We start from the raw sequence: 22577 nt of genomic DNA, 5'->3' as shown, positions 1-22577 counted from the left end.
TGGAGAGGGATAAGGGGGCTGTAGGGGTGGATAGACGATGATAAGGCTGTGATAAGCGTTCCGATAGAATCAAAAAAAACTCCCCTTCTCATCGTGTGAGGAGGGGAGTTTCTTTATGTTATCAGCTTTGGAAGCTGTTTCTTAGCCTGCTTTGAAAGACTTATGCGTCAATGTTTGCATAGGTTGCGTTCTTCTCGATGAACTCACGGCGAGGCTCAACATCATCGCCCATCAGCATTGAGAAAATCTCATCAGCATCAGCAGCATTCTCGATAGTTACCTGCTTTAAGAGTCGTGTCTTCGGGTCCATAGTGGTTTCCCAGAGCTGTTCCGGATTCATCTCACCAAGACCTTTGTAACGTTGTGTGTGGATAGTCTTGCCGTCTTCACTTCCGTTGGCATACTTGTCAATGAATGCCTGGCGCTGCTGCTCCGTGTAGCAGTATTCGCTTATCTTCTTGTAAGTACACTTGTAGAGTGGTGGAGTTGCGATATACAGGTGTCCCTGCTCGATAACCTTTGGCATATAACGGTAGAAGAGTGTCATGATCAGTGTGTCGATGTGAGAACCATCGACGTCGGCATCGGTCATGATGATAATCTTATCGTAGCGAAGTTTATCGGTGTTTGCCTCAAAGTCGCCTTCATCCTCAACGCCAAAGCGTACACCGATAGACTGAATAATGTTCATGACAGACTCTGCCTCGAATACACGATGACGCTGAACCTTCTCAACATTCAGAATCTTACCACGGAGAGGAAGGATTGCTTGTGTGTAACGGTCACGTCCCTGCTTGGCTGAACCACCCGCAGAATCACCCTCGACAAGGAAGATTTCGCAGTCCTTAGGGTCCTTGTTGGAACAGTCAGCCAGCTTTCCTGGCAGACCGCCGCCGCTCATCACGTTCTTACGTTGTACGCTCTCACGTGCCTTGCGGGCTGCAATACGGGCTGTAGCAGCAAGGATAACCTTGTTGCAAATCATCTTAGCCTCGTTAGGATGCTCCTCAAGGTAATCGGACAGTGCCTCACCGACAGCCTGCTGGACGGCACCAGAGACCTCGCTGTTGCCCAGCTTGGTCTTTGTCTGACCCTCAAACTGTGGCTCTGCAACCTTGATGGAGATGACAGCTGTCAATCCTTCGCGGAAGTCTTCACCTGCAATCTCAATCTTGGCTTTCTCTAACTGCTTTGAAATCTGTGGGTCATTGTCAGCGTATGTCTTAAGTGTACGTGTCAATGCGGTACGGAATCCCTGCAGATGAGTACCACCCTCGATGGTGTTGATATTGTTAACGTATGAGTGGATGTTCTCTGTATAGTCGGTGTTGTACATCACAGCGACCTCGATTGGGATGTTCTGCTTCTCGGTCTTGAGGTAGATAACATCATCGAAGAGGTGCTGACGATGGCGGTCAACGTAACGGACAAACTCCTTCAGACCGTCTTTGGCATGGAAGACTTCAGTGTGAGTCTTGCCTGTTTCAGGGTCAGGACGAAGGTCGGAAAGGGTAATCTTGATGCCTGCATTCAGATAAGCCAGCTCACGCATACGGCGTGCAACGATATCCCACTGGTAGACTGTTGTCGTGAAGATGTCCGAATCTGGCCAGAACTGCTGGCGTGTACCGGTCTTTTCAGTCTCGCCAATAACCTTTACAGGATAGAGCGGCTTCCCCTTCTCGTACTCCTGCTGATAGATTTTACCATCACGGAAGACCTGTGACTTCATGTGTGATGAAAGTGCATTCACACAACTTACACCCACACCATGCAGACCACCGCTGACTTTGTAAGAACCCTTGTCGAACTTGCCACCTGCGTGCAGGACGGTCATAACGACTTCAAGGGCGCTCTTGTGGAGTTTCTCATGTTCGTCAACGGGGATACCACGACCGTCATCTTCAACGGTGATGGAATTATCTTCGTTGATGGTAACCTCGATGCTCTGGCAATAGCCAGCCATAGCTTCGTCGATAGAGTTGTCGACGGTCTCGTTAATCAAGTGGTGGAGTCCCTTTTCACTGATATCGCCAATATACATGGCAGGACGCTTGCGTACTGCTTCCAGACCTTCGAGGACCTGGATGTTACTGGCGGAGTAATTATTCTCGTTTTCTTGATTTTCTACCATTTTTGTTAGATTGTTCTTATAGTATGCAAAGATACACTTTTTCCTTTACATGAGGAAATAAAAAGCTGCAAAAAACATAAGGCTGTTCCTAAAAAATCCTTGTTGAAAGGTTCAGCTCGTGGAAGTGGCAGACTCTTCGTTTCTTTTTTCTTTTATACGGCTTTTTCACCCTCTTCTTCTGTTGGATAGCCTGCTGTTTTCTTTCAGTAGGAAGGTGTTTCTGCTTGCATGGTTCGTGTGTTCCTGCTTGCTGTTGGGGCGAATTCCGTTGTCTTTGGCGTCGGTTTTGCCTTCAATATTGTAAAATAGCTTTATACAACGAAAGCCGTAATCCTCTCGGATTACGGCTCTGTTATTCTTTTCAGCTATGACTGAAAGCCTTTCTTATCCCAATGCAGCTACGTGCTTGCAGAGAGCAGACTTCAAGTTAGCTGCCTTGTTCTGGTGGATGATATTGGTCTTAACCAATTTGTCCAACATCTTCTGCACGGTAGGGTAGAGCTTGACAGCCTCTTCCTTATCCGTCATATTACGCAACTTGCGAACGGCGTTACGCATAGTCTTAGCATAATATTTGTTGTGCAGGGTCTTAACCTTGTCCTGACGGATTCTCTTCAATGATGATTTGTGATTTGCCATCTTTGTTTTCTTCTTTTATTTTTACTTGTAGTCCCTAGCAGAGTCGAACTGCTCTTTAGAGAATGAAAATCTCTCGTCCTAACCGATAGACGAAGGGACCATAGCTGTTTTGCGGGTGCAAAGGTAGCCCATTTATTTCAATCAGCCAAACTTTTTGCGAATAAATTTCTGTAAGATGCTGTATTTTTGTACTTTTGCATTGTTTTTAATATGATTTTAAAGTCAAAGGCTATAGTTCTGCGTTCTCTGAAGTTCGGTGATTCATCGCTGATAATCGACATGTTTACCGAGCTCGAGGGGCGTATTTCCTTTATTACACGTATTCCCAAGACGGCTAAAGGCAAAATCAAGAAGCAGTATTTCCAACCGCTGACCCTGCTTGACCTTGAGTTTGATTACCGCCAGCGTACGTCATTGCAACGGATAAAGGAGGTGCGCATCCTCCGCCCTTACGGCTCTATCCCCTTTGATCCGGTAAAGTCGGCTATTCTTCTTTTCCTTTCTGAATTCCTTTATTATGTTACGCGCGGTGAACAGCAGAATGTCCACCTATATAATTATGTGTGTGCGAGTATGGAATGGCTGGATGAGGCTGAGCGTGATTACGCCAATTTCCACCTTGTCTTCATGATGCGTCTGAGCCGTTTTGTGGGTTTCTTCCCTAATCTTGATGCCTTTCAGCCCGGTGCCTGCTTTGACCTTCGCAATGCCACTTTTACCAGTCGTGTTCCGCTTCATCCTGACTACCTGCTCCCTGTTGAAGCAGCTGGCATCAACCGTCTCATCCGTATGGACTATGAGAATATGCACCTCTTCCGCCTTTCCCGTCACGAGCGCAACCAAATCTCTGATACGGTCCTGCGTTATTATCGCATCCATGTGCCTGATATGCCCGAACTGAAGAGCTTTCACGTGCTGCGTGAGCTGTTTAGTTAAGGTGCTTTACGATGTTGTTCAGGCGTTAATAATGCTCCTAAGCAACCGTATATTATACTTATAGGTAGTCTTTATTGAATTATTTTCATGAAAAAAAATATTTATCTTCATGAAAAGAAATATTTATCTTCATGAAAATAATTTCTTTTTTTCATGATAATAATTCGCGATTGGTATTTTGTTGTTTGTTTTTTTATTACTTTTGTGTGCTTGGAACATTGAGTGTCTAACTTTGTCTATATATAATATGTAAGTCTATGAAATTAACAGAACAGCTCAGCAGTATGCTTCATGGCGTGCTGCTGATTACCTTGTTTGCCTGTGCAGCGTTCTATATCGGTGATATGGGATGGGTGAAGGCACTTTCGTTAAGTCCGATGGTCGTTGGTATCATCCTGGGTATGCTTTATGCCAATAGCCTTCGCAATAATCTTCCAGAGACCTGGGTGCCGGGCATTGCCTTCTGTGGGAAGCGTGTGTTGCGCTTCGGCATTATCCTTTATGGCTTTCGTCTGACCTTTCAAGACGTGGTAGCTGTGGGCTTTTCTGCTATAATTGTGGATGCGATTATCGTATGCGGAACAATTCTCTTGGGTGTTTTGCTGGGCAAGCTCTTGAAAATGGACCGCAGTATAGCCCTTTTGGCTGCTTGTGGGAGTGGTATCTGTGGAGCTGCAGCGGTGTTAGGAGTGGATGGGGCTATCCGTCCGAAGCCTTATAAGACAGCTGTGGCGGTAGCGACGGTGGTAATCTTCGGTACACTATCCATGTTCCTGTATCCTGTTCTTTATCGGGCAGGAGTCTTTGACTTAACGCCAGACGCAATGGGAATCTATACTGGTTCAACGATTCATGAGGTGGCTCATGTCGTTGGTGCAGGTAATGCAATGGGGGCAGCTGTGAGCAATTCTGCGATTATCGTTAAGATGATTCGTGTGATGATGCTTGTGCCTGTATTGCTGGTCATTGCTTTCTTTGTGGCAAAGGATGTTGCAGGACGAAGTGAGGAAGCTGGCGGTAGTAGCAAGATAAACATCCCTTGGTTTGCTATTCTCTTCCTTGTTGTCATCGGTTTTAACTCCTTGAATTTACTTCCGAAAGAGCTTGTTGATTTTATCAATACACTTGATACTTTTCTCCTTACAATGGCAATGTCTGCTTTAGGTGCAGAGACGAGTATTGATAAGTTCAAGAAAGCAGGTTTCAAGCCTTTTCTCTTGGCTGCTATCCTTTGGTGCTGGCTGATAGTTGGAGGTTATTGCTTAGCAAAGTATCTGGTGCCTGTGTTGGGTGTTGGGTGTTAAATGTTGGGTGTTGATGAAGTGCAAATGCTTGTTTGGGTGTTGGATGTTAAATGTTGGGTGTTGATGAAGTGCGCATCCGAGGGAACATGTTTTGCGTTTGGGTGTTGGATGTTTATTGTTGGGTGTTGATGAAGTGCGCATTCGAGGGAATATGTTTTTATTTGGGTGTTTGCTTTGGATTGATTAATATTTAGGACTATGTGAGGAGCGTATTTGTGGTGAGTCTACTCTACAATTTATAGATGTGATATTATAAATAAGGCAAAATGAAGGAACTATATAATAAGGTGAAGTTAAGTAAGTTACGTAATTTTCTTTCGTTGCTATTGATAATAGGATGTCATATTATCTATCTTGAATTTTTGGTAGCATCATTTTATGATATTGGACTCTTTATTGTTGTTACGGTTGTGGCAGTCTTATATGATAAGTTGATAGCATCGAAGGGCTTTGATGCTATAGTCAATAACGCATGTATTTGTTGGGCAGTAGTTGGGCTCTCTCTGGTATTAAGGTCGTATTATCTTCCCGAAAAGATTTATAAAGTACCATTGAGTGGGTATTCGACTAGCAGAGTAGATAACATTTATTTCAGATTTAAGGGGAGAGCTTTTAAACGTCCTTTCTCACTTACTGACTATGACCTCTCAGATATTTGCAATCGTTATGATGTAGAACTGTATCTAAAAGAGCCACTTCCAGCGGTCTATTATATTTCTGGAATCAGTCTTTGTAAGAAAGAAAGTACTTCTAAATAGGAGAATATTTGCCATCTTTTACGAGTGTGCTAAGGCTTAGCACGTTATGTGCGGAGGTCTAACACTTGTGGTGCGGAGGCTTAATAAGAATGCATATAAGATTAAAGAGACTTTTAGGAAGGCAACACCTCCTAAACGGGAAGGGGGCTATCTGCTTATGAGGAAGAAGATTGATGAATTAAAAAAGGCTGAACCTCTTTCGAAGTCCAGCCTTTTCTTATTATTCTAAATATCACTATTATACGAAGCTGATGACACCCTCAACGGTATCCTTGTTTTCGTTCTCCTGTACATCCTGTTCAGGAGTACTGATGCGTTTGATGTCCTTGATCATCTGCTTGGTACGCTTGTAGGTCGGTGTGTTCTCTACAGCAAGGATAACATCCTCGTTGTCGAGCTCGTCGGCTGTGAAGCGGTAGATGTGTGGACGGTGCTTGTATTGAGAGCTGTTGTTGTCCTTATAGAAACGCTCACGACGGTCGCGACGCTCAGCAGCTTTCTCCTCTTCCTCTGCAAGACGTGCGGCATCTTCCTGTGTCTGCTTCTTGATATGGTTGCCCATACCGTCAACGTCCTCAATGCCGAAGCCAGTTGCAAGGATAGTAACCTTGACCTTCTTGTCAAGTTCAGGGTCAATGGCAAGTCCCCATTTCAGTTCGAAGTCAGCACTGAAGTGGTTCATGAATTCCGTTACGTCACCCATCTCCTCCATCGTCAGGCCAGGGTTGTCCTTGTCGTCACTGTTGAAGTTGATAGAGAGCAGAATCTTCTTTGACTTATAGACATCGTTATCGTTGAGCAACGGTGAGTTGAGTGCATCCTCAATCGCCTGCTTCACACGACCCTCACCTTCACCATAACCGGTTGACATGATAGCAACGCCACCATCCTTGAGGACAGTCTTGACATCATTGAAGTCGAGATTCATAATACCGTGAACGGTGATGATTTCTGCAATACTCTTGGCAGCCACGCTCAGTGTGTCATCAGCCTTGCGGAAACCATTGAGCAAGCTCAGTTCCGGATAAATCTCACGTAGACGCTCGTTGTTGATAACGAGCAGTGCATCAACGTGCTTTGCCATCTCCTCAACACCATCCAAAGCCTGGTCAATCTTCTTAGCTCCCTCGAATCGGAAGGGAATAGTAACAATACCCACGGTAAGGATGCCCAGCTCCTTGCTGACACGTGCGATGACAGGTGCTGCACCAGTACCCGTACCGCCACCCATTCCGGCAGTGATAAACGCCATCTTCGTACCGTCATTAAGCATATTCTTGATGTCCTCGATCGTGTCTTCAGCTGCCTGGCGTGCCCGCTCAGGGCGGTTGCCAGCTCCTAATCCCTCCTTGCCAAGCCGCAGATGAACTGGAACAGGAGAGTCGTTGAGGGCTTGTGCATCCGTGTTGCAGAGTACGAAGGTAACGTCATGGATTCCTTCTCTGTACATGTGGTTAACGGCGTTGCCGCCGCCGCCACCGACACCAATGACCTTGATGATGCTGTCGGCAACATCACCGTCACCGAAGTCTAATATATCTATTTTGTTATTGTTGTCTACCATAACAGTATGTATCTATTTTAATTTCCTATGTTCTTTTGTTGTGGGTAGGGCGAAGGCTTGATTATTCTTCATCCTCGGCTATAATCGTTTTTCCAAACTCTTTCACTTTGCGTGAGAATTTGTTCCAGAAGCTGTTGCGACGCTTTTCCTCTTCGAGTTCGCGCTCTCTTGCTTCCTCTTCCTCACGCTGCTTGCGCTCTTCTTCCTCACGCTTACGACGTTCAGCTTCGGCCTTCTTCTTCTCTTCTGGTGTAGGGACGATTCCCTGTCCCTGGCGGTTGTTTGCCGTCGGTGTGTAAGGCTGCTCGGTAGGGGTAGCTACTGTTACTTCGTTGTTGTTGAAGAGGTTGTTCTGTGCTGGGTTGTATTCTGGTCCGGCACAGTTCATGTCTCCCTTTGCCAGCAGACCGAGGATGGTGTTCATGTCACCATGCTTGGCTGTAATGTCGGCATTGCTTGAAGTAATGGTGTGTGTGACGAAGTTTGCCTTACGAATCTTGTCGATATGTGTGATGTTGCGGATACAACGCTCAATGTTCTTCAAGTTCATTCCGCCACCTGTGAGGATGAATCCGCCGAGGAGCTTATCAGCATAGTCAGACGGTACCTGGCACCATACATTCTCAATGATTTCCTCAACACGTGCCTCAACAATCTCGATGAACTTGCGGCTGTCAATGCTACGTTCAGCATCGATGGAATATTTCAGGTTGTTGTCGATATCATTGTTCTCCGTATAAGCTGAACCATACTTGAGCTTCATAGCCTCGGCATCTTTCTCTTCCATCTGCAGACTTGCAATGTCCTTTGTGATGTTGTTGCCACCCAATGGGATGACAGCCAGATGGCGGAGAATGTTCTTGTAATAGACGGAAACGGTAGTCGTGTCAGCACCAAAGTCAACCAATACGCAGCCGCCACGTTTCTCAGCCTCGCTCAGTACGGCATCAGCCATTGCCAATGGTGCAAGATACATCTCAGCAATAGAGATGCCCGACTTCTCAAAGCAGTTGTTAAGGTTGTCGTAGAAAGCCTTGCGCCAGAGAATGTTGAGGAAGTTACCCTCCAGACGGGTAGCCTTGATACCAACCGGGTCAAGAGAGTACTGATTGTCAACCTTGTATTCCTGTGTGGCAGCATCGAGAATCTCCTGCTCTGGATAAGTCATGTTGCGGTTGGCATCCATCAACTCGTTAATCATGTCTGACGTGATGATAGTATCTGTTGGCAGATCCTTTACGATAACGTTGCGTACACTGCGTATGGACTGACCTCCCACGCCAACATAGACCTGGGAAATCTCATGCTTCAGTTGCTTTCTCAGTTTGTTGATGATGCCAGTGAGGCACTGTCCGGTCTTGTCGATGTTGTAGACGACACCCTTGCGAATACACTGTGATGCGTCTTCCTTTACAACGGCAAGCACGGAGATGCTGCCGTCAAGATTCTTTTTGCCAGCGATTCCCGTAATCTTTGATGAGCCTAATTCAATGGCTACTATGAACTCTGCCATATTCGTTAAGTATTATGTTGCTTATTTATATTCCCTAAATTGGTTGTTTCTTATTCCGTAGGTCCGTCTGTGGCATGCTCCTGCCGTTCAACTTCCTTGCGGGCTTTCTCCCTTTCCTCCTCTTCTGTACGTTGATTGTTCTCAGCCTGTTCGGCTTTTGCCTCCTTTGTCAGTTCCTCCTGTTCAGCTTTCTCGGCTTTTTCATCGCGTCGTTTACAGATGATTTGGTTGTCGAATTCTATGTCGATGTAAGAGTATTTGTTCCATCCGGCCTGTGAAAGTCCATATCGGTAGAATTTCTCCAGACGTGACAGCTTCTTCATTACGAAGAGGTTTATCTCATGTTTCCGTGTCCAAGGACCTTTGTTCTGTGGCAAATAGCCCATGAAGATGATATGGTCGCCAACGCGCGGGACTAATTCTATTCCCCTGTCTGGCAAGACATTTATTTGTTCAATCTGGTTCAACCACAGCGGTGAAGCACTGATAGCCTTGGCAAGCGGAGCAACGTAAAGACGGGCAAAGTTGTTGTCAATATTGCCCGTGGCGATAATCAAGTCGCTGGTGTAGTTGGAGTTGGGAAGTATTCCGCCATTGTCGTCAAGATAGAAGTCAGCCCCGTGTTTGCTTTTGATACGGATAATCGGCATGCGCTGTGTGATGCTGATGTTGATGTGTCCGTCTTTTGTCTTGTAACACTCTGCTGTCTTTACGAATGGTCCTATTTTCAAGGCTTCCTCAATGTCACGCGGATTGATGTCCGACATGTTTTTTTTGAGTGGGTAAAGGTGGGCTTTCTCTAAGATATGTTTGATTTCTCCGGCGGTAAGAAAGCCTGCGTTGTTGGAATCGGATATGTTGATGTTCACCTTGGAGCACAGCATCTTGCTCTCATCAGGCTTGTTCCATGCGGTTATAGCCATGATGAGATAGATAGCCAGCACGATGTCCAGCGCAGTGATAATTATCTTTTTCCACCGAATGTGCATATCTTCTCTCTTCTGCTTTAAGATCCTTTACTTTCTTGTCTTTTATATATTTAACTTTTGCTCTTTTACTTTTTGTTGAGTATATCGGCAATCTGTGGGACATAATTGTCAAGATTGCCAGCGCCCAGCACTACTAGTACGTCAAAGTCCCGTGAGTTGACGAAGTCGAGGACGTTGTCCTTCTGGATCATCTGTTTCTCAATGTCAGGACGGAGATTGTCGTAGATGAGACTGCTCGTTACGCCTGGAATAGGCTCTTCGCGTGCAGGATAAATCTCGGTCAAGACCACCTCGTCAAAATGACTGAGTGCATCAGCAAACTCTTTATAGAAGTCACGTGTACGGGTATAGAGGTGTGGCTGGAAGATGGCTGTGACCTTTCTGTCTGTGTAAAGCTCCTTGAGACTCTTTGCACTCTGCAGAATCTCCTTTGGATGATGGGCATAGTCAGAGAGGAATACGTGGCGTTCGTTCTTGATTTTGAAGTCGAAACGACGGTCAACACCACCGTATGTTTTCATGCCGTTACGTAGTTCATCAGCCGTACAGCCGTTGAGCTGTGCCATCGCCATTGCAGAAATGCTGTTCTCTATATTGATAGGGATGGGTTGTCCTAACTCTATGTTCTTTACGTTCTCGATAGGAGAAATGAAGTCGAAGGTAATGGTTCCGTTTTCAATGCGCACATTCTCGGCATGGAAATCGCCTTCGTCACGACTGTAGTCGTAAACCTTCACGCCGTCCTGAACATGCTGCTTCATCTTCAGCCCTTTGCGGATAATGAGTGCACCGCCCTGCTGGATGAGTTCCGTATAGTGACGGAAGCTCTCAAGGTAAGCCTCTTCTGTGCCATAGATGTCCAGATGGTCGGGGTCTGTAGAGGTGATGACGCTCATCCAAGGGCGGAGCCAGTGGAAAGAACGGTCGAATTCATCCGCCTCAATCACAACATAGTCGCTGTGGTCAGAGAGGATATAGTTAGTGCCGTAGTTCTTGGAAATGCCACCAAGGAAGGCGTTGCAGTCCAGATGACTCTGGTGCATAAGGTGTGCACACATACTGGAAGTTGTTGTCTTTCCGTGTGTGCCGGCAAAGCAAAGTCCCTTGTGTGTGCGGGTGAGAGTGCCGAGTACCTGTGCACGTTTCTGAATCTCAAAGCCGTTCTCACGGAAGTAAACCAGTTCTGCATGGTTTGAAGGAACGGCAGGGGTGTATATAACCAGTGTTGAAGCCGGTTCTTTGCATGCCGCAGGGACAAGTTGGATATTCTCCTCATAGTGAATATCCATACCCTCTTTCTTCAGGTTATGGGTGAGTTCGGACGGAGTCTTGTCATATCCAGCTACCTTCATTCCTTTGTGAAGGAAGTAGCGGGCAATAGCACTCATGCCGATGCCGCCTGCACCTACGAAATAAACTGATTTAATATCTTTGAGTTCCATGTGTTAATTGTTCTTGTTCTTTTGTTATGATGGATGTGGGGTGCGTATTCTGAGGCGTTGTCTCAGAAGAGGGGAACGGGTTGAGGCTTGATGTGAGGTTTAGCCTTTGATGAGCCGGAACACCTCGTCAGCGATGACGTCAGCAGAATCCTTGAGTCCCATCTTCTTTACATTCTCGCTCAGCGTAGCCAGCTTCCTGTCGTCGGCAATAGTCTCGAGGGCGAGTTTAAGCAATGTGTCAGGTGCCTCAACATCCTTTACGCAGAGTGCGGCATTCTTGTTGACCAGTGCCATAGCATTCTTTGTCTGATGGTCTTCAGCTACATTCGGACTTGGAACCAGAATAACAGGCTTTCCGATGAGTTGGAATTCGCTGATGGAACTTGCACCGGCACGGCTGATAACAAGGTCAGCAGCCTTGTAGGCGGCTCCCATGTCGCTGATGAAGTCCATGATTTTCAGATTCGGCAGTTCCTTACCTTTCATGAAGTCCATTATCTGTTGGTTGTAGAACTTACCAGTCTGCCAGATGAACTGAACATCAGTGTTGGCAATGAGGTCAAGGTGTTCCATGACAGAACGGTTTACCGTCCTTGCACCAAGACTACCACCGACAAGGAGAATCGTCTTCCTGTCCGGGGCAAGTCCGAAACTCTTGCGTGCTTCCTCAACTGATAGTGGGGTAGAGAGGACATTCTGGCGGACAGGGTTGCCAGTCATGATAATCTTCTCTGCAGGGAAGAAACGCTCCATACCTTCGTAAGCAACGCAAATCTTCTTCACACGCTTTGACAAGAGCTTGTTGGTAACACCGGCGTAGGAATTCTGCTCTTGGATAAGACAGGGAATCCCCATCTTGGCACACTCATAGAGTGTTGCGCCACTGGCATAGCCTCCGACGCCCACAGCTACCTGTGGATTGAAGTCTTTGATGATCTGCCGTGCCATACGAAGACTTTTCCAGAGCTTGAACAATACTTCAAAGTTCTTCAGTTTGTGGGCACGGTCAAATCCCTTGATGGGCAGACCCTTTATCTCGTAACCAGCAGCAGGCACACGTTGCATCTCCATGCGTCCTTCAGCACCCACAAAGAGAATCTTTGCCTTCGGATGCTTCGCCTTGATGGCATTGGCAATTGATACAGCCGGGAAGATATGTCCTCCCGTACCGCCACCGCTGATGATAATTCTTAATTCCTCGTCCATTAGCATCTTCTTTATAACCTACAAAGGTAATCAATTTTTTCGTCTTCTTCCTATTTTCAATTTTCTTTTTAGACTTCCCACCAATTTAGGCTGTTGCCCCAGCGAGTTTGTCAGCAGTTACTTTCGTCTCTTTCTTCTTCTTTGCCGAACGGCTTACACTGAGTATGACACCGATGTAAACGCAGTTGATGATGGTAGATGTACCACCCTTGCTGATAAGTGGAAGTGGCTGACCAGTCACTGGAGCCAGCCCGACGGCAACAAGCATGTTGAACAATGCCTGTGTAACCAGAAGGAAGGCTATGCCCATTGCGAGGAATGCCGGGAAGGAATTCTCGCAGCGGTTGGCAATGATTCCTGTTCTGAAGAGCAGGATGATGTACAGGAAAGCTACGAATATAGCTCCTATGAGACCCATTTCCTCGATGATGATTGCATAGATGAAGTCGGAAAATGCCTGTGACAGGAAGTCCCGTTCGTTAGAGTTTCCCGGTCCTTTGCCTAAGACCTCCGAGGAGGCAATGGCAATGTTGGCATGTGCCACCTGTGCATCTTTGTCAAGGTCATAGTCTTTAGGTGCAATATACTCATTATCAAAGAACTTCTTGATACGTGCCTTCCATGTATCGGCACGGTGCAGCATTTTCCCAAAGAAACCTGGAGACTGGTCTTGTTGCTGTGCAACAACAGTCTGTTCTGTGAGGTTCTGCTTGGCAGGCAGCTCTTCTCTGATATTCTTGTCGTCACCCACCAGCATCACCATGGATATAAGAAGAATACCTGTCAGGGCGAGAAAGCCTATCAGGCGTCCTAACTGGTTGAAAGGGACTCTGCCCACGAACATCATGAGAACCACTGTCAGTGCAATAAGCATGGCAGTGGAGAGGTTCTCAAAGAGAATCAGTCCGATGATGAAAGCGGATAGCCACATGATGTATTTGAACGCCTTTCGGTCAGCTCCATGGTCGGTCTGCATAGCACTGAGTACCTGTGCTATAGCTAAGACCAGTGCCCCTTTTGCCAGCTCGGATGGCTGGAACTGTATGCCTGCAAAGCTGATCCAGCGGCTTGCCCCATTGGTACTCTGCCCGGCGAGGAGCACCCAGATGAGCATTAAGGCTGAAAGAATAAGGACGACAGGGGTGATTAGCTTGAAGTAACGGCATTTGATATTCAGCACAATCACCATCAAGGCTATTCCCACGGCAAGAATAGTGCAGTGGTAGATGATAGGGCTCCAGTAGTTTCCTCCAGTGTATGACAGTGAGCTTGAGGCTGAGTAGACCTCAATGATGCTGATGATACAGAGAAAGAAGAAGACCATCCAGATGACCTTATCCCCTTTAAATATATTGCTGAGAGATTTATTCTTCATTGTTTTTTCCTTATGGGGTAATTAGCCTTATTAGTCCAATTAACCTGACAAGCCTTTTCCTATAAAGCTCTTACAAGGCTCTTGAACTGTTCGCCACGGTCTTCCATGTTCTTGAAAAGGTCAAAGCTCGCACAGCATGGGCTCAGAAGAACGGTGTCGCCCGGCTTTGCCAGTTCGGCACAGGCTGTAACACAATCCTTCATGGAGTGTGTGTCGCGTACAGGGATGCCAAGACTGTCGAAGTTGTCGTGCAGTTTCTTGTTGTCAGCACCGAGATATACGATGCCTGTACACTTCTCCTTTACCAGGTCCTTGATGGCACTGTAATCGTTTCCCTTGTCCTTTCCTCCAATGATGAGAATGGTAGGTGTGCGCATGCTTTCCAGTGCATACCAGCAGGCGTCAACGTTGGTCGCCTTTGAGTCATTAATGTACTGTACACCTGCAACCTTGCATACCTTCTCCAGTCGGTGTTCAACACCGGGGAAGTCGCTCAGACTCTTGCGGATGTTTTCTTTCTTTATACCGCTGATGTTTGAAGCTATACCTGCTGCCAGTGAGTTGTAGATGTTGTGACGGCCAGTCAGCGACAGGTCTTCCTGTTCCATGTTGAATGGTTCAGGTTTTTCAATCGTGTACTGTCCCTCTTCAATATATCCGATACTTCCATTCTCTTTCAGCTCGGAAAAAGGATAGCATACCGCACGTACATCAAACTTCTCCAGTTCCTTCTTGATGACAGGGTCATCATTCCAGTAAATGAAGCTGTCCTCCTTTGTCTGGTTCTGAATGATACGCATCTTGGAGTCTGCGTAGTTCTCGAACTTGAAGTCATAGCGGTCCAGATGGTCGGGAGTTATATTGAGCAGGATGGCAATGTTGGCACGGAAGTCGTACATGTTATCCAGCTGGAAGCTGCTTAGCTCAATGATATAGTATTCATGTGGCTCTTCGGCAACCTGCAGGGCAAGACTGTTCCCGATGTTGCCAGCCAACCCCACGTCGTAACCTGCGTTTTTGAAGATGTGGTAGATGAGGCTTGTTGTGGTAGTCTTGCCATTACTACCAGTGATACAAATCATCTTAGAGTTTGTGTATCGACCTGCGAACTCAATCTCGCTGATGATGTGTGTGCCCTTTGCTATGAGCTTCTGGACCATTGGAGCTTCTTTTGGGATGCCAGGGCTCTTGATGATTTCATCGGCATTGAGAATCTTCTCTTCTGTATGCTGTCCCTCTTCCCATTCAATGCCACGGTCATCGAGCATCTTCTTATACTTGTCCTTGATGGCTGACATGTCAGAGACGAAGACGTCGAAGCCTTCTTTCTTTGCCAGTACGGCTGCACCGGCACCACTTTCGCCGGCACCAAGTATTACAATTCTTTTCATATATCTTTCCTTTCCTTACTCTTTTTATGGAATATTCCCGTCAGCTGGTCTGTTACCAATCATTCGGTAATCCGTCGTCTGTCCTTTTGGTAGTTATCCAACTGAATGGTGACTGTGTATGAGCACCTGTTGTGTTAATGGTAAGCACGCCTTGTGCTAACGGTAAGCACGTCCTGTGCTAACGGTAAGCACGCCTTGTGTCAGTTATCTTATCTTGAGCGTGATGATGGTCATTGCAGCGAGGATGATAGTCACGATGATGAAACGCAAGGTGATTTTGCTTTCATGCACTGCACCGTGTGGCACTTTCACGAGATACTTACAGTCCGGGTCAAGCTGGCTGTCCTGTGTGCGGAAGTTGTCGTGTATCGGTGTGCGTTTGAAGATGCGCTGCTTTACACCTTTGCGCTTACCTATCTTATAGTACCATACCTGCACGATAACGCTCAGACTCTCGACGAAGAAGACTCCGCAGAGAATGGGCAGCAGGAGTTCCTTATGGATGATGATGGCACCCACAGCAATGATACCGCCGATGGTGAGGCTGCCCGTATCGCCCATGAATACCTGTGCCGGATAGGCATTGTACCAGAGGAAACCAATCAGTGCTCCGATGAATGCCATGAAGAAAACCACAAGCTCTTCCGACCCCGGTATATACATGATGTTCAGATAGGCAGCGTATTGTATATGGCTGCTGACGTATGCCAGTATGCCCAGTACGACACCTATCACTGCGGAGTTTCCGGCACACATGCCATCCATACCGTCGTTGAGATTGGCACCATTTGATACGGCTGTTACGACGAAGATGGTCATGAGGACGAAGAGTATCCATCCACCCGCAGTCTTATAATCGCCCAGGAAACCTACTATCTCGGAGTAGTCAAGGTTGTGCAGCTTCACAAAGGGAATGGTTGTCTTCAGCGTCTTTTCGGCTTTCGTCTCGTGTTTGATGACTACCTCCTTTCCGTTCTGATTGGCAACCTCAAGATTCATGTTGGCTTTGACGTCAGGCGATGCCCAAAGGACAAGCCCCACGATAAGTCCGATGGTTACCTGTCCGATAATCTTATACTTACCCTTCAGTCCTTCCTTGTCGTGCTTGAAGATTTTTATGAAGTCATCCATTCCGCCGAGGAATCCCAGCCAGACTGTTGTGACAATCATCAGCAGAAGATAGATGTTGCGTAATCTTCCCAACAGGATTACAGGTATCAGCAGGGCTACGATGATGATGATACCGCCCATTGACGGTACGTCAATCTTGTTGACACCGAACGGGTCGATTTCTGCATCACGCTGAACCTCTGTTATCTGTTTTCTCTTGAGGTACTTGATGAAACGTTCTCCAAACCATGCGGAGACAATCAGTGCAAGTATCATGGCCAGTATGGCACGGAAACTGATGTAGCCCCAAAGGTGGGAGCCGCTGATGCCGAATTGGTCAAGCCAACGGAAGATATAATATAACATGTTGTTTCTTTTTAGTTTTGTTTTTGTTATGGGGGCAGTATGTCTATATCCTCTTTAAAGCCCCTGTCATCTATTTGATGCCGAAGATCTCACGGATAACCTCATGGTCGTCGAAGTGATGCTTTACACCGTTTATCTCCTGGTAGTTCTCATGTCCCTTTCCGGCAACGAGGATAACATCGCCCTTCTGTGCCATCATGGCTGCCGTGCGGATAGCTTCCTTGCGGTCAACAATCGTCAGAACCTTCTTGCGCTGTGTGGCATCAAGCCCGGCGAGCATATCGTCGATAATTGCCTGCGGCTCTTCGTCACGTGGGTTGTCGCTTGTGAGGATGACTTTGTCGCTTTGCTTGACAGCTTCCTGTGCCATCAGCGGACGTTTGCCCTTGTCACGATGACCGCCGGCACCACATACGGTAATGACATGTCCGCCCTTGTTGTCAAGTACGTCATGGATGGCGCCGAGGACGTTCTCCAGTGCGTCAGGTGTATGTGCATAGTCAACTACTGCCGTGAATCCTTCCGGCGACTGGATAGGTTCCAGTCTTCCGTTGACACTCTTCAGTGTACTCAGTGCAACCAGGATGTCTTCAGGCTTCTTGCCTAACATGACTGCTGTGCCATATACGGCGAGAAGATTGCTGACATTGAACTTTCCGATGAATTGTACACCAACCTCTTTGCCGTCAATCTCAAGGTACATACCTTCGAAATGGCATTCCAGAATCTTTGCACGGAAGTCTGCCATGCGCTTGATAGAGTATGTCTTGACAGTAGCCTTGGTGTTCTGAACCATGACCATGCCGTTCTTGTCATCGGCATTGGTGATGACAAAGGCGTTCTTTGAAAGTCCGTCGAAGAACATTTTTTTGGCATTGCGATAGTTCTCGAAGGTCTTGTGGTAATCGAGGTGGTCCCGGGTGAGATTGGTGAAGATACCTCCTGCGAACTCTAAACCGCTGATGCGATGCTGGTGTATGGCATGGCTGGAACATTCCATGAAGGTGTACTCGCAGCCAGCCTTAACCATGTCGGCAAGAAGACGGTTCAGCTCTATCGGGTCTGGCGTGGTGTGGCTGGCAGGTACTTCCTTGTCGTCAATGTAATTGCAGACGGTAGAGAGTAAGCCAACCTTATATCCTAATTCGCGGAACAGCTTATATAATAAGGTGGCGATGGTTGTCTTGCCATTGGTTCCAGTTGCTCCGATGAGCTTCAGCTTGCGTGAAGGTTCGCCATAGAACATGGTGGCAACCTTGCCTGCTGCTTCCTCCGTTGATGCTACCTGAATGTATGTGATTTTCTCATCCAGGTTTTCAGGCATGTCTTCCAGTAAGACAGCTACAGCTCCAGACTCAACAGCTTTGCTGATGAATTTATGTCCGTCTACCTGTGTTCCTTTCATTGCGATGAACAGATGACCGTCCTCTATCTTACGGCTGTCAATGTTCACGCCTTTAACCTCAACGTCTGTATTGCCGTGGATAGCAATTGTCTTGATGTTTTTGAGTAATTCGCTTAACTTCATATCTTTGTCCTGTTCTTGTTCTTTTATCTGTATAGGATTGGATTTGATGCTTGCCTTGTTTCGTTGCAGGACAGCTTCCTATCCCAGTACGAGGGTACATTTCATGCCTTTCTTAATCCTGTCTCCCGGTGATAGACTCTGCCCTATGACACGTCCTCTGCCTGTGAGGCTCACTCTGATACCACGTTTTTCCATCAGGTAGACTGCATCACGCGCACCCATGCCATGAACATTGGGGACGAGGTTGTCTTTGAAAGCCTCTTCCTTTTGGAAGGTGAGCGACTTGCCACTTTTCCTTGTGGTTCCCCATACGGGATTTCCAAATGGGTAGGCACCGCTCCAGCCGTTGGTGACATTGAAGCCGAGGGCTGTCAACACGTAGTCAGTTGCAAGCAGGTTGCCTGTCTTTGCTGATGGAATCAGGATGGATGAAGAGTCGCAGGCGTCTGTGACGCTCAGTTTCAAGTTCTGTGCCATGATTCCTTCTGCAATATGATGGAATACTACTCCGCTCATTCCGCCACCCGATGCGGGAAGTCCTGTCTTTTGGATGCAGACGATACAACTGTAGCGGGGATTGTCAGCAGGAAAGAATCCCGCAAAGCTGAGAAGGTAGTTGATGTTGCCGCTCTTGTAGCCCAAGGCTCCCTTTGACATCTGTGCCGTACCGGTCTTACCTGCAACCTGGAACTTGTCAGATCCAGCTTTCCTGCCAAGACCTTCCGAAACGACTTCTGTCAGAATGCGGGTAATATCCTTTATCGTACTCTCTTTTGCTATGCGTTCCTTTATAACCTGTGGAGGATTGTCATAGATGACCTCTCCGTTCTTCACGACCTGTTTTACGAAGCGTGGGCGCATCATCTTTCCGCCATTTGCAATGGCATTATAGAAAGTAAGCGTTGAAATCGGTGGAATCTGGGTTTCGTAGCCGATACTCATCCAAGGGAGAGCTGTTGCACTCCAGTTGTCATACTGTCCACGGCGGTTCTTGTGTGGCATACGAATCTTGGCTGGAGAGTACCCCACGATAGGGATATGCAAGTCGGTAGCCAGCCCCAGGTCATATATTCCCTGAACGAACTTCTCTGGATTCTTGTGATAGTGCAGGTCAATGATACGACTGACACCGACGTTTGAACTGTACTTCAATGTCCATGGAAGCGTAAGCGTACCATAGCCGCCACGTGTCCAGTTGTGGTCCTTCATATCACGTCCGTACATGTTCCATACACCGCCTCCAGTTTGCACTGTGTACATCGTATCAACGAGTCCGTCATCAAGAACAGTCATGATGGAGGCTGTCTTGAACACTGACCCCGGTTCCAGCAAGTCGCTTACTGCATGGTTCTTCACCTCCCGGTATTTGCCGTCACTGCATTTGTCCATGTTGACAATTGCTTTCACATCACCTGTTGCAACTTCCATGACGATGGCAACACCTACATTGCCGTTGATTTCATTCAGCTCATCAATCAAGGCACGTTCTGCGAGGTCCTGCATACTGACGTCTATTGTCGTAACGATGTCGGCACCGTCAATAGGAGGAGTGTCTGTGATATCAAGGAACTTGTTGCGAACTTTACGGCGGTGGATAATGCCGTTTGTGCCACGAAGGATGGAATCGTATGACAGTTCCAGTCCGCAACGGGCTGTGTCCTTTGCACCGAACATGTCACCAACTGTACGCTGGGCAAGTGAGCCGAACGGACGGCGGCGTGCATTGAATTCGTCGTAGTGGAAACCGCTCTGGTATTTCTTTAGATGAAAGATAGGCAGGCTCTGTATCTCCTTGAACGTGTTATAGTCGATTCTCTTGTTCCATATTGCCCAGTGTTTGCTCTCCTTATGGTATCCTTCCATAAGATGCTGCTTGAAGTAGGCAGCTGGTTTCTCTGGAAATATGTCGTTCAGACCTTTACTGATGTAGTTGATACTATCAATGAAAGCAGTATCGTTGCCAGCATTCTTGAGTGCATTGAAGTCCATGTAGACCTTGAACTCTGGTAGCGAGCTTGCCATGAGCTGTCCGTCGCAACTGAGAATGTTGCCTCTGGTGGGCTTAACCGTTACGCTGTCTTTTTTCTGTGAAGCAGCTACTTCCATCCAATAGGCTTTTCCTGCGGTCATGGTATAGATAGTCTTGCCAATCACAGCTACAGCAGCAAGCGTCATAACGATGGCTATGACGCTGTAGCGGGGCATGACTTTGCGGTTATCGAACTTACTCATATTCTACTTCTCGGGTACATTTATAATATAAGGTGGACGGTCAGACATCTTCAGTACACTGTCCTTCTGGGTTTTCAGAATCTCAAGTATGTGACTCTCTCTTGTTTTTTCCGTGAGCTGGCTGCTGCTTGACAGGGCACGATACTTGGCATCTTCCAGTTCAGTGTTGAGTTTGTCGATTTCGATAAGGTACTTCTGTACGCTGTATCGGTTCGATATGTAGATGATCACGAAAATGACAATGGTGATAATCAACCAGATGTTGTTGCGGAAGAAACGTGCAGAAAGAATGTCGCCACCCAGGATCTTTCGTAGGGTGAAATTGGATGATTGCGGCTGCTCGTCCTCACGTGCCTGTTCGGCAATGGCAGCCTTCAGCTCGTTTACCTCATCCTCTTCTTCCTTTCTTTTTTCTTCCTCTCTTTGTCTTTTTTCCTCCTCCTTTTTAAGTCTTCTTTTCTCTTCCTCCGTCAGTGGTTCTGCGTCTTCATTACTGACAGCAGTCTGTGGCGACTCTTCTTCAGTCTCTGTCTTGCTGAGTGGCTCTGTGACGTGCACGCTCTCTTCTCTGGCAATAGTCTGCTCTTCCTGCAAGGGGTGTGCCGTCAGTTCTGGGTATTTCTTGTCGTTCTCGTCATTCATTTGCTTTCTTTTCTGCTATTCTTAGTTTCGCACTTCGGCTTCGTGGGTTACGTTCCTGTTCGTCGTTACTGGCTGTTATAACTTTGTTGTTGACTAATCGGAAGGGTGTTTCGATTTTTCCGAAGAAGTCTTGTTTTACTTTTCCTTCTATGTTTCCTGCCCTCATGATGTTCTTTACCATCCTGTCTTCAAGTGAGTGGTAGGTGATGACGGACAGTCTTCCGCCGGGACGAAGCAGCTCGGTTGCAGCTGTAAGCATCTCTCTGAGGGCATCCATTTCGTGGTTTACTTCGATGCGGAGTGCCTGGAACATCTTTGCCATATCCTTCTTCTCGCGTGCCCGCTGAAAGAAAGGTTCTACAACTGTCAGCAGGTCATTGGTAGTCTTGTAGGTTTTCTGCCCCCGTGCCTTGACAATGGCTGAGGCGATACGGCGCGACTGCTTCAGCTCTCCGTAGAGATAGAGAAGGTCAGCCAGCCGTTCTTCATCATATTCGTTGAGAATGTCAGCAGCTGTCTGTCCTGCGCGCTTGTTCATTCTCATGTCGAGAGGAGCTTCAAAGCGGAAGGAGAAGCCACGTGTCTCATCGTCAAAGTGATGGCTGCTGACACCAAGGTCAGCAAGAAGACCATCCAGATGTTCTACGCCATAATACCGCATCCAGTTCTTCAGATACCTGAAGTTAGAACGGACGAAGGTGAAACGGTCCACCTGCTCGTCGCTCAGTCCCATCTTGCCGATGTTCTGTTCAGCATCAGCATCCTGGTCAAAGCTGTAGAGGTGACTGCCGGCTTCAAGGCGTGAGAGAATTTCCCGGCTATGACCTCCGCCGCCGAAGGTTACATCCACATAGGTTCCGTTGGCATGCAGGTTCAAACCTTCAATGCTTTCGTTGAGAAGTACTGGGATGTGGTAGGTCTCTGCGGTCTTGATCATGTTGTTGGGTCTTTTGTAGTTGTAGCCTTGTTGTCAGACAAAGGGCTGTCAGGGAAGAAGAATCCATCCGTCCCCATGGTTTCTTCCATGGCTTTGCTGAATTCTTCAGCCGACATGAATGGCTCGCTGCCCTCGTTGATTGCCCAAATCTCAATACAGTCGTCCATTCCCGTGAAACGGATTTGCTGGTCAATATTCACCATCTTCATGTATCGCTTGGGAATCAGGAAGCGTCCGTTTCCGTCCAGTGTAATCATCTCAACATCTGTCACATACTGGCGGTAAATCATCTGGTCGCGGCGGCTCCAGCGACTCAGACGACGGCGAAGTGTATCCATGCGTTCGTTCCAGACCGACTGGGGGTAAAGCACCAGGCAGGGTTCAAAGATATCTTTACGCAGCACCAACGATTCCTCGCCCGATGCGTTGAGCACCTTGCGGAAGACTGCAGGCAGGAAAGCTCTTCCTTTTGCGTCTGTTTTTGCTTCGATATTTCCTAAGAACCTCATGT

At 47.2% G+C, this 22577-nt stretch carries 17 protein-coding genes; 2 read left to right on the top strand and 15 right to left on the bottom strand.

Features of this window, described 5'->3' with window-relative positions; all coding sequences use genetic code 11:
- Positions 1 to 160 precede the first annotated feature (160 nt).
- Together gyrB and rpsT are read right to left on the bottom strand one after the other, a co-directional pair.
- Complete coding sequence (gene gyrB, locus ADJ77_RS05380; protein ID WP_025077859.1) at positions 161 to 2134, bottom strand: DNA topoisomerase (ATP-hydrolyzing) subunit B; 1974 nt, start codon at positions 2132 to 2134, stop codon at positions 161 to 163.
- Between the two features lie 384 nt (positions 2135 to 2518).
- On the bottom strand, positions 2519 to 2773 hold the full coding sequence (gene rpsT / locus ADJ77_RS05375) for a 30S ribosomal protein S20 (protein ID WP_025077860.1): 255 nt from the start codon (positions 2771 to 2773) through the stop codon (positions 2519 to 2521).
- A gap of 210 nt (positions 2774 to 2983) precedes the next feature.
- On the opposite strand from rpsT, the gene recO reads away from it, so the two are divergent.
- Both recO and ADJ77_RS05365 read left to right on the top strand, forming a co-directional pair.
- A complete protein-coding gene (gene recO / locus ADJ77_RS05370; RefSeq protein ID WP_025077861.1) occupies positions 2984 to 3709 on the top strand; it encodes a DNA repair protein RecO in 726 nt (241 codons plus the stop codon).
- A gap of 257 nt (positions 3710 to 3966) precedes the next feature.
- Entirely contained in the window at positions 3967 to 5013 is a 1047-nt protein-coding gene (locus ADJ77_RS05365) for a YeiH family protein (RefSeq protein ID WP_025077862.1), read from the top strand.
- A gap of 996 nt (positions 5014 to 6009) precedes the next feature.
- Here the strand turns inward: ADJ77_RS05365 and ftsZ are convergent.
- The 13 genes from ftsZ to mraZ all read right to left on the bottom strand — a co-directional run bounded on the left by ftsZ (position 6010) and on the right by mraZ (position 22575).
- A complete protein-coding gene (gene ftsZ / locus ADJ77_RS05350; protein WP_025077865.1) occupies positions 6010 to 7335 on the bottom strand; it encodes a cell division protein FtsZ in 1326 nt (441 codons plus the stop codon).
- A gap of 61 nt (positions 7336 to 7396) precedes the next feature.
- On the bottom strand, positions 7397 to 8848 hold the full coding sequence (ftsA, locus tag ADJ77_RS05345; protein ID WP_025077866.1) for a cell division protein FtsA: 1452 nt from the start codon (positions 8846 to 8848) through the stop codon (positions 7397 to 7399).
- A gap of 50 nt (positions 8849 to 8898) precedes the next feature.
- Complete coding sequence (locus ADJ77_RS05340; RefSeq protein ID WP_025077867.1) at positions 8899 to 9837, bottom strand: cell division protein FtsQ/DivIB; 939 nt, start codon at positions 9835 to 9837, stop codon at positions 8899 to 8901.
- 65 nt (positions 9838 to 9902) lie between these two features.
- The gene (murC, locus tag ADJ77_RS05335) at positions 9903 to 11279 is read right to left on the bottom strand and encodes a UDP-N-acetylmuramate--L-alanine ligase (RefSeq protein WP_050696108.1); all 1377 of its coding nucleotides are present in this window, start codon (positions 11277 to 11279) and stop codon (positions 9903 to 9905) included.
- A 99-nt stretch (positions 11280 to 11378) separates the two neighbouring features.
- On the bottom strand, positions 11379 to 12485 hold the full coding sequence (gene murG / locus ADJ77_RS05330) for an undecaprenyldiphospho-muramoylpentapeptide beta-N-acetylglucosaminyltransferase (protein WP_025077869.1): 1107 nt from the start codon (positions 12483 to 12485) through the stop codon (positions 11379 to 11381).
- A gap of 85 nt (positions 12486 to 12570) precedes the next feature.
- Positions 12571 to 13860, bottom strand: coding sequence for an FtsW/RodA/SpoVE family cell cycle protein (locus ADJ77_RS05325; protein WP_050696107.1), 1290 nt, complete (start codon positions 13858 to 13860; stop codon positions 12571 to 12573).
- 59 nt (positions 13861 to 13919) lie between these two features.
- Positions 13920 to 15251, bottom strand: coding sequence for a UDP-N-acetylmuramoyl-L-alanine--D-glutamate ligase (gene murD / locus ADJ77_RS05320; protein WP_025077870.1), 1332 nt, complete (start codon positions 15249 to 15251; stop codon positions 13920 to 13922).
- A gap of 204 nt (positions 15252 to 15455) precedes the next feature.
- Positions 15456 to 16727 (bottom strand): phospho-N-acetylmuramoyl-pentapeptide-transferase, encoded by a 1272-nt coding sequence (locus ADJ77_RS05315; protein ID WP_025077871.1) that lies wholly within the window; start codon positions 16725 to 16727, stop codon positions 15456 to 15458.
- A 70-nt stretch (positions 16728 to 16797) separates the two neighbouring features.
- Positions 16798 to 18255, bottom strand: coding sequence for a UDP-N-acetylmuramoyl-L-alanyl-D-glutamate--2,6-diaminopimelate ligase (locus ADJ77_RS05310; protein WP_025077872.1), 1458 nt, complete (start codon positions 18253 to 18255; stop codon positions 16798 to 16800).
- 78 nt (positions 18256 to 18333) lie between these two features.
- The gene (locus ADJ77_RS05305; RefSeq protein WP_050696106.1) at positions 18334 to 20487 is read right to left on the bottom strand and encodes a penicillin-binding protein; all 2154 of its coding nucleotides are present in this window, start codon (positions 20485 to 20487) and stop codon (positions 18334 to 18336) included.
- A 3-nt stretch (positions 20488 to 20490) separates the two neighbouring features.
- On the bottom strand, positions 20491 to 21129 hold the full coding sequence (locus tag ADJ77_RS05300; RefSeq protein ID WP_050696105.1) for an FtsL-like putative cell division protein: 639 nt from the start codon (positions 21127 to 21129) through the stop codon (positions 20491 to 20493).
- Positions 21122 to 22066 (bottom strand): 16S rRNA (cytosine(1402)-N(4))-methyltransferase RsmH, encoded by a 945-nt coding sequence (gene rsmH / locus ADJ77_RS05295; protein WP_025077873.1) that lies wholly within the window; start codon positions 22064 to 22066, stop codon positions 21122 to 21124. The genes ADJ77_RS05300 and rsmH overlap by 8 nt, the downstream gene beginning before the upstream one ends.
- Entirely contained in the window at positions 22063 to 22575 is a 513-nt protein-coding gene (gene mraZ / locus ADJ77_RS05290) for a division/cell wall cluster transcriptional repressor MraZ (protein WP_025077874.1), read from the bottom strand. Before mraZ ends, rsmH begins: the two co-directional genes overlap by 4 nt.
- Positions 22576 to 22577 lie beyond the last annotated feature (2 nt).

The sequence above is a fragment of the Prevotella fusca JCM 17724 genome (assembly GCF_001262015.1).
In the GTDB taxonomy this organism is placed as follows: Bacteria; Bacteroidota; Bacteroidia; order Bacteroidales; family Bacteroidaceae; genus Prevotella; species Prevotella fusca.
Note: the sequence above shows the minus strand (reverse complement) of the source record. Positions and strands in the feature narration are given on the sequence as shown.

Coding starts and splice junctions, on each gene's coding strand:
- mraZ (WP_025077874.1), bottom strand. CDS start 22,575: ATGAGGTTCTTAGGAAATATCGAAGCAAAAACAGACGCAAAAGGAAGA.
- murG (WP_025077869.1), bottom strand. CDS start 12,485: ATGGACGAGGAATTAAGAATTATCATCAGCGGTGGCGGTACGGGAGGA.
- murC (WP_050696108.1), bottom strand. CDS start 11,279: ATGGAACTCAAAGATATTAAATCAGTTTATTTCGTAGGTGCAGGCGGC.
- ADJ77_RS05310 (WP_025077872.1), bottom strand. CDS start 18,255: ATGAAGTTAAGCGAATTACTCAAAAACATCAAGACAATTGCTATCCAC.
- ADJ77_RS05300 (WP_050696105.1), bottom strand. CDS start 21,129: ATGAATGACGAGAACGACAAGAAATACCCAGAACTGACGGCACACCCC.
- ADJ77_RS05305 (WP_050696106.1), bottom strand. CDS start 20,487: ATGAGTAAGTTCGATAACCGCAAAGTCATGCCCCGCTACAGCGTCATA.
- rsmH (WP_025077873.1), bottom strand. CDS start 22,066: ATGATCAAGACCGCAGAGACCTACCACATCCCAGTACTTCTCAACGAA.
- ftsA (WP_025077866.1), bottom strand. CDS start 8,848: ATGGCAGAGTTCATAGTAGCCATTGAATTAGGCTCATCAAAGATTACG.
- ADJ77_RS05365 (WP_025077862.1), top strand. CDS start 3,967: ATGAAATTAACAGAACAGCTCAGCAGTATGCTTCATGGCGTGCTGCTG.
- rpsT (WP_025077860.1), bottom strand. CDS start 2,773: ATGGCAAATCACAAATCATCATTGAAGAGAATCCGTCAGGACAAGGTT.
- gyrB (WP_025077859.1), bottom strand. CDS start 2,134: ATGGTAGAAAATCAAGAAAACGAGAATAATTACTCCGCCAGTAACATC.
- ADJ77_RS05340 (WP_025077867.1), bottom strand. CDS start 9,837: ATGCACATTCGGTGGAAAAAGATAATTATCACTGCGCTGGACATCGTG.
- ADJ77_RS05325 (WP_050696107.1), bottom strand. CDS start 13,860: ATGAAGAATAAATCTCTCAGCAATATATTTAAAGGGGATAAGGTCATC.
- ftsZ (WP_025077865.1), bottom strand. CDS start 7,335: ATGGTAGACAACAATAACAAAATAGATATATTAGACTTCGGTGACGGT.
- recO (WP_025077861.1), top strand. CDS start 2,984: ATGATTTTAAAGTCAAAGGCTATAGTTCTGCGTTCTCTGAAGTTCGGT.
- murD (WP_025077870.1), bottom strand. CDS start 15,251: ATGAAAAGAATTGTAATACTTGGTGCCGGCGAAAGTGGTGCCGGTGCA.
- ADJ77_RS05315 (WP_025077871.1), bottom strand. CDS start 16,727: ATGTTATATTATATCTTCCGTTGGCTTGACCAATTCGGCATCAGCGGC.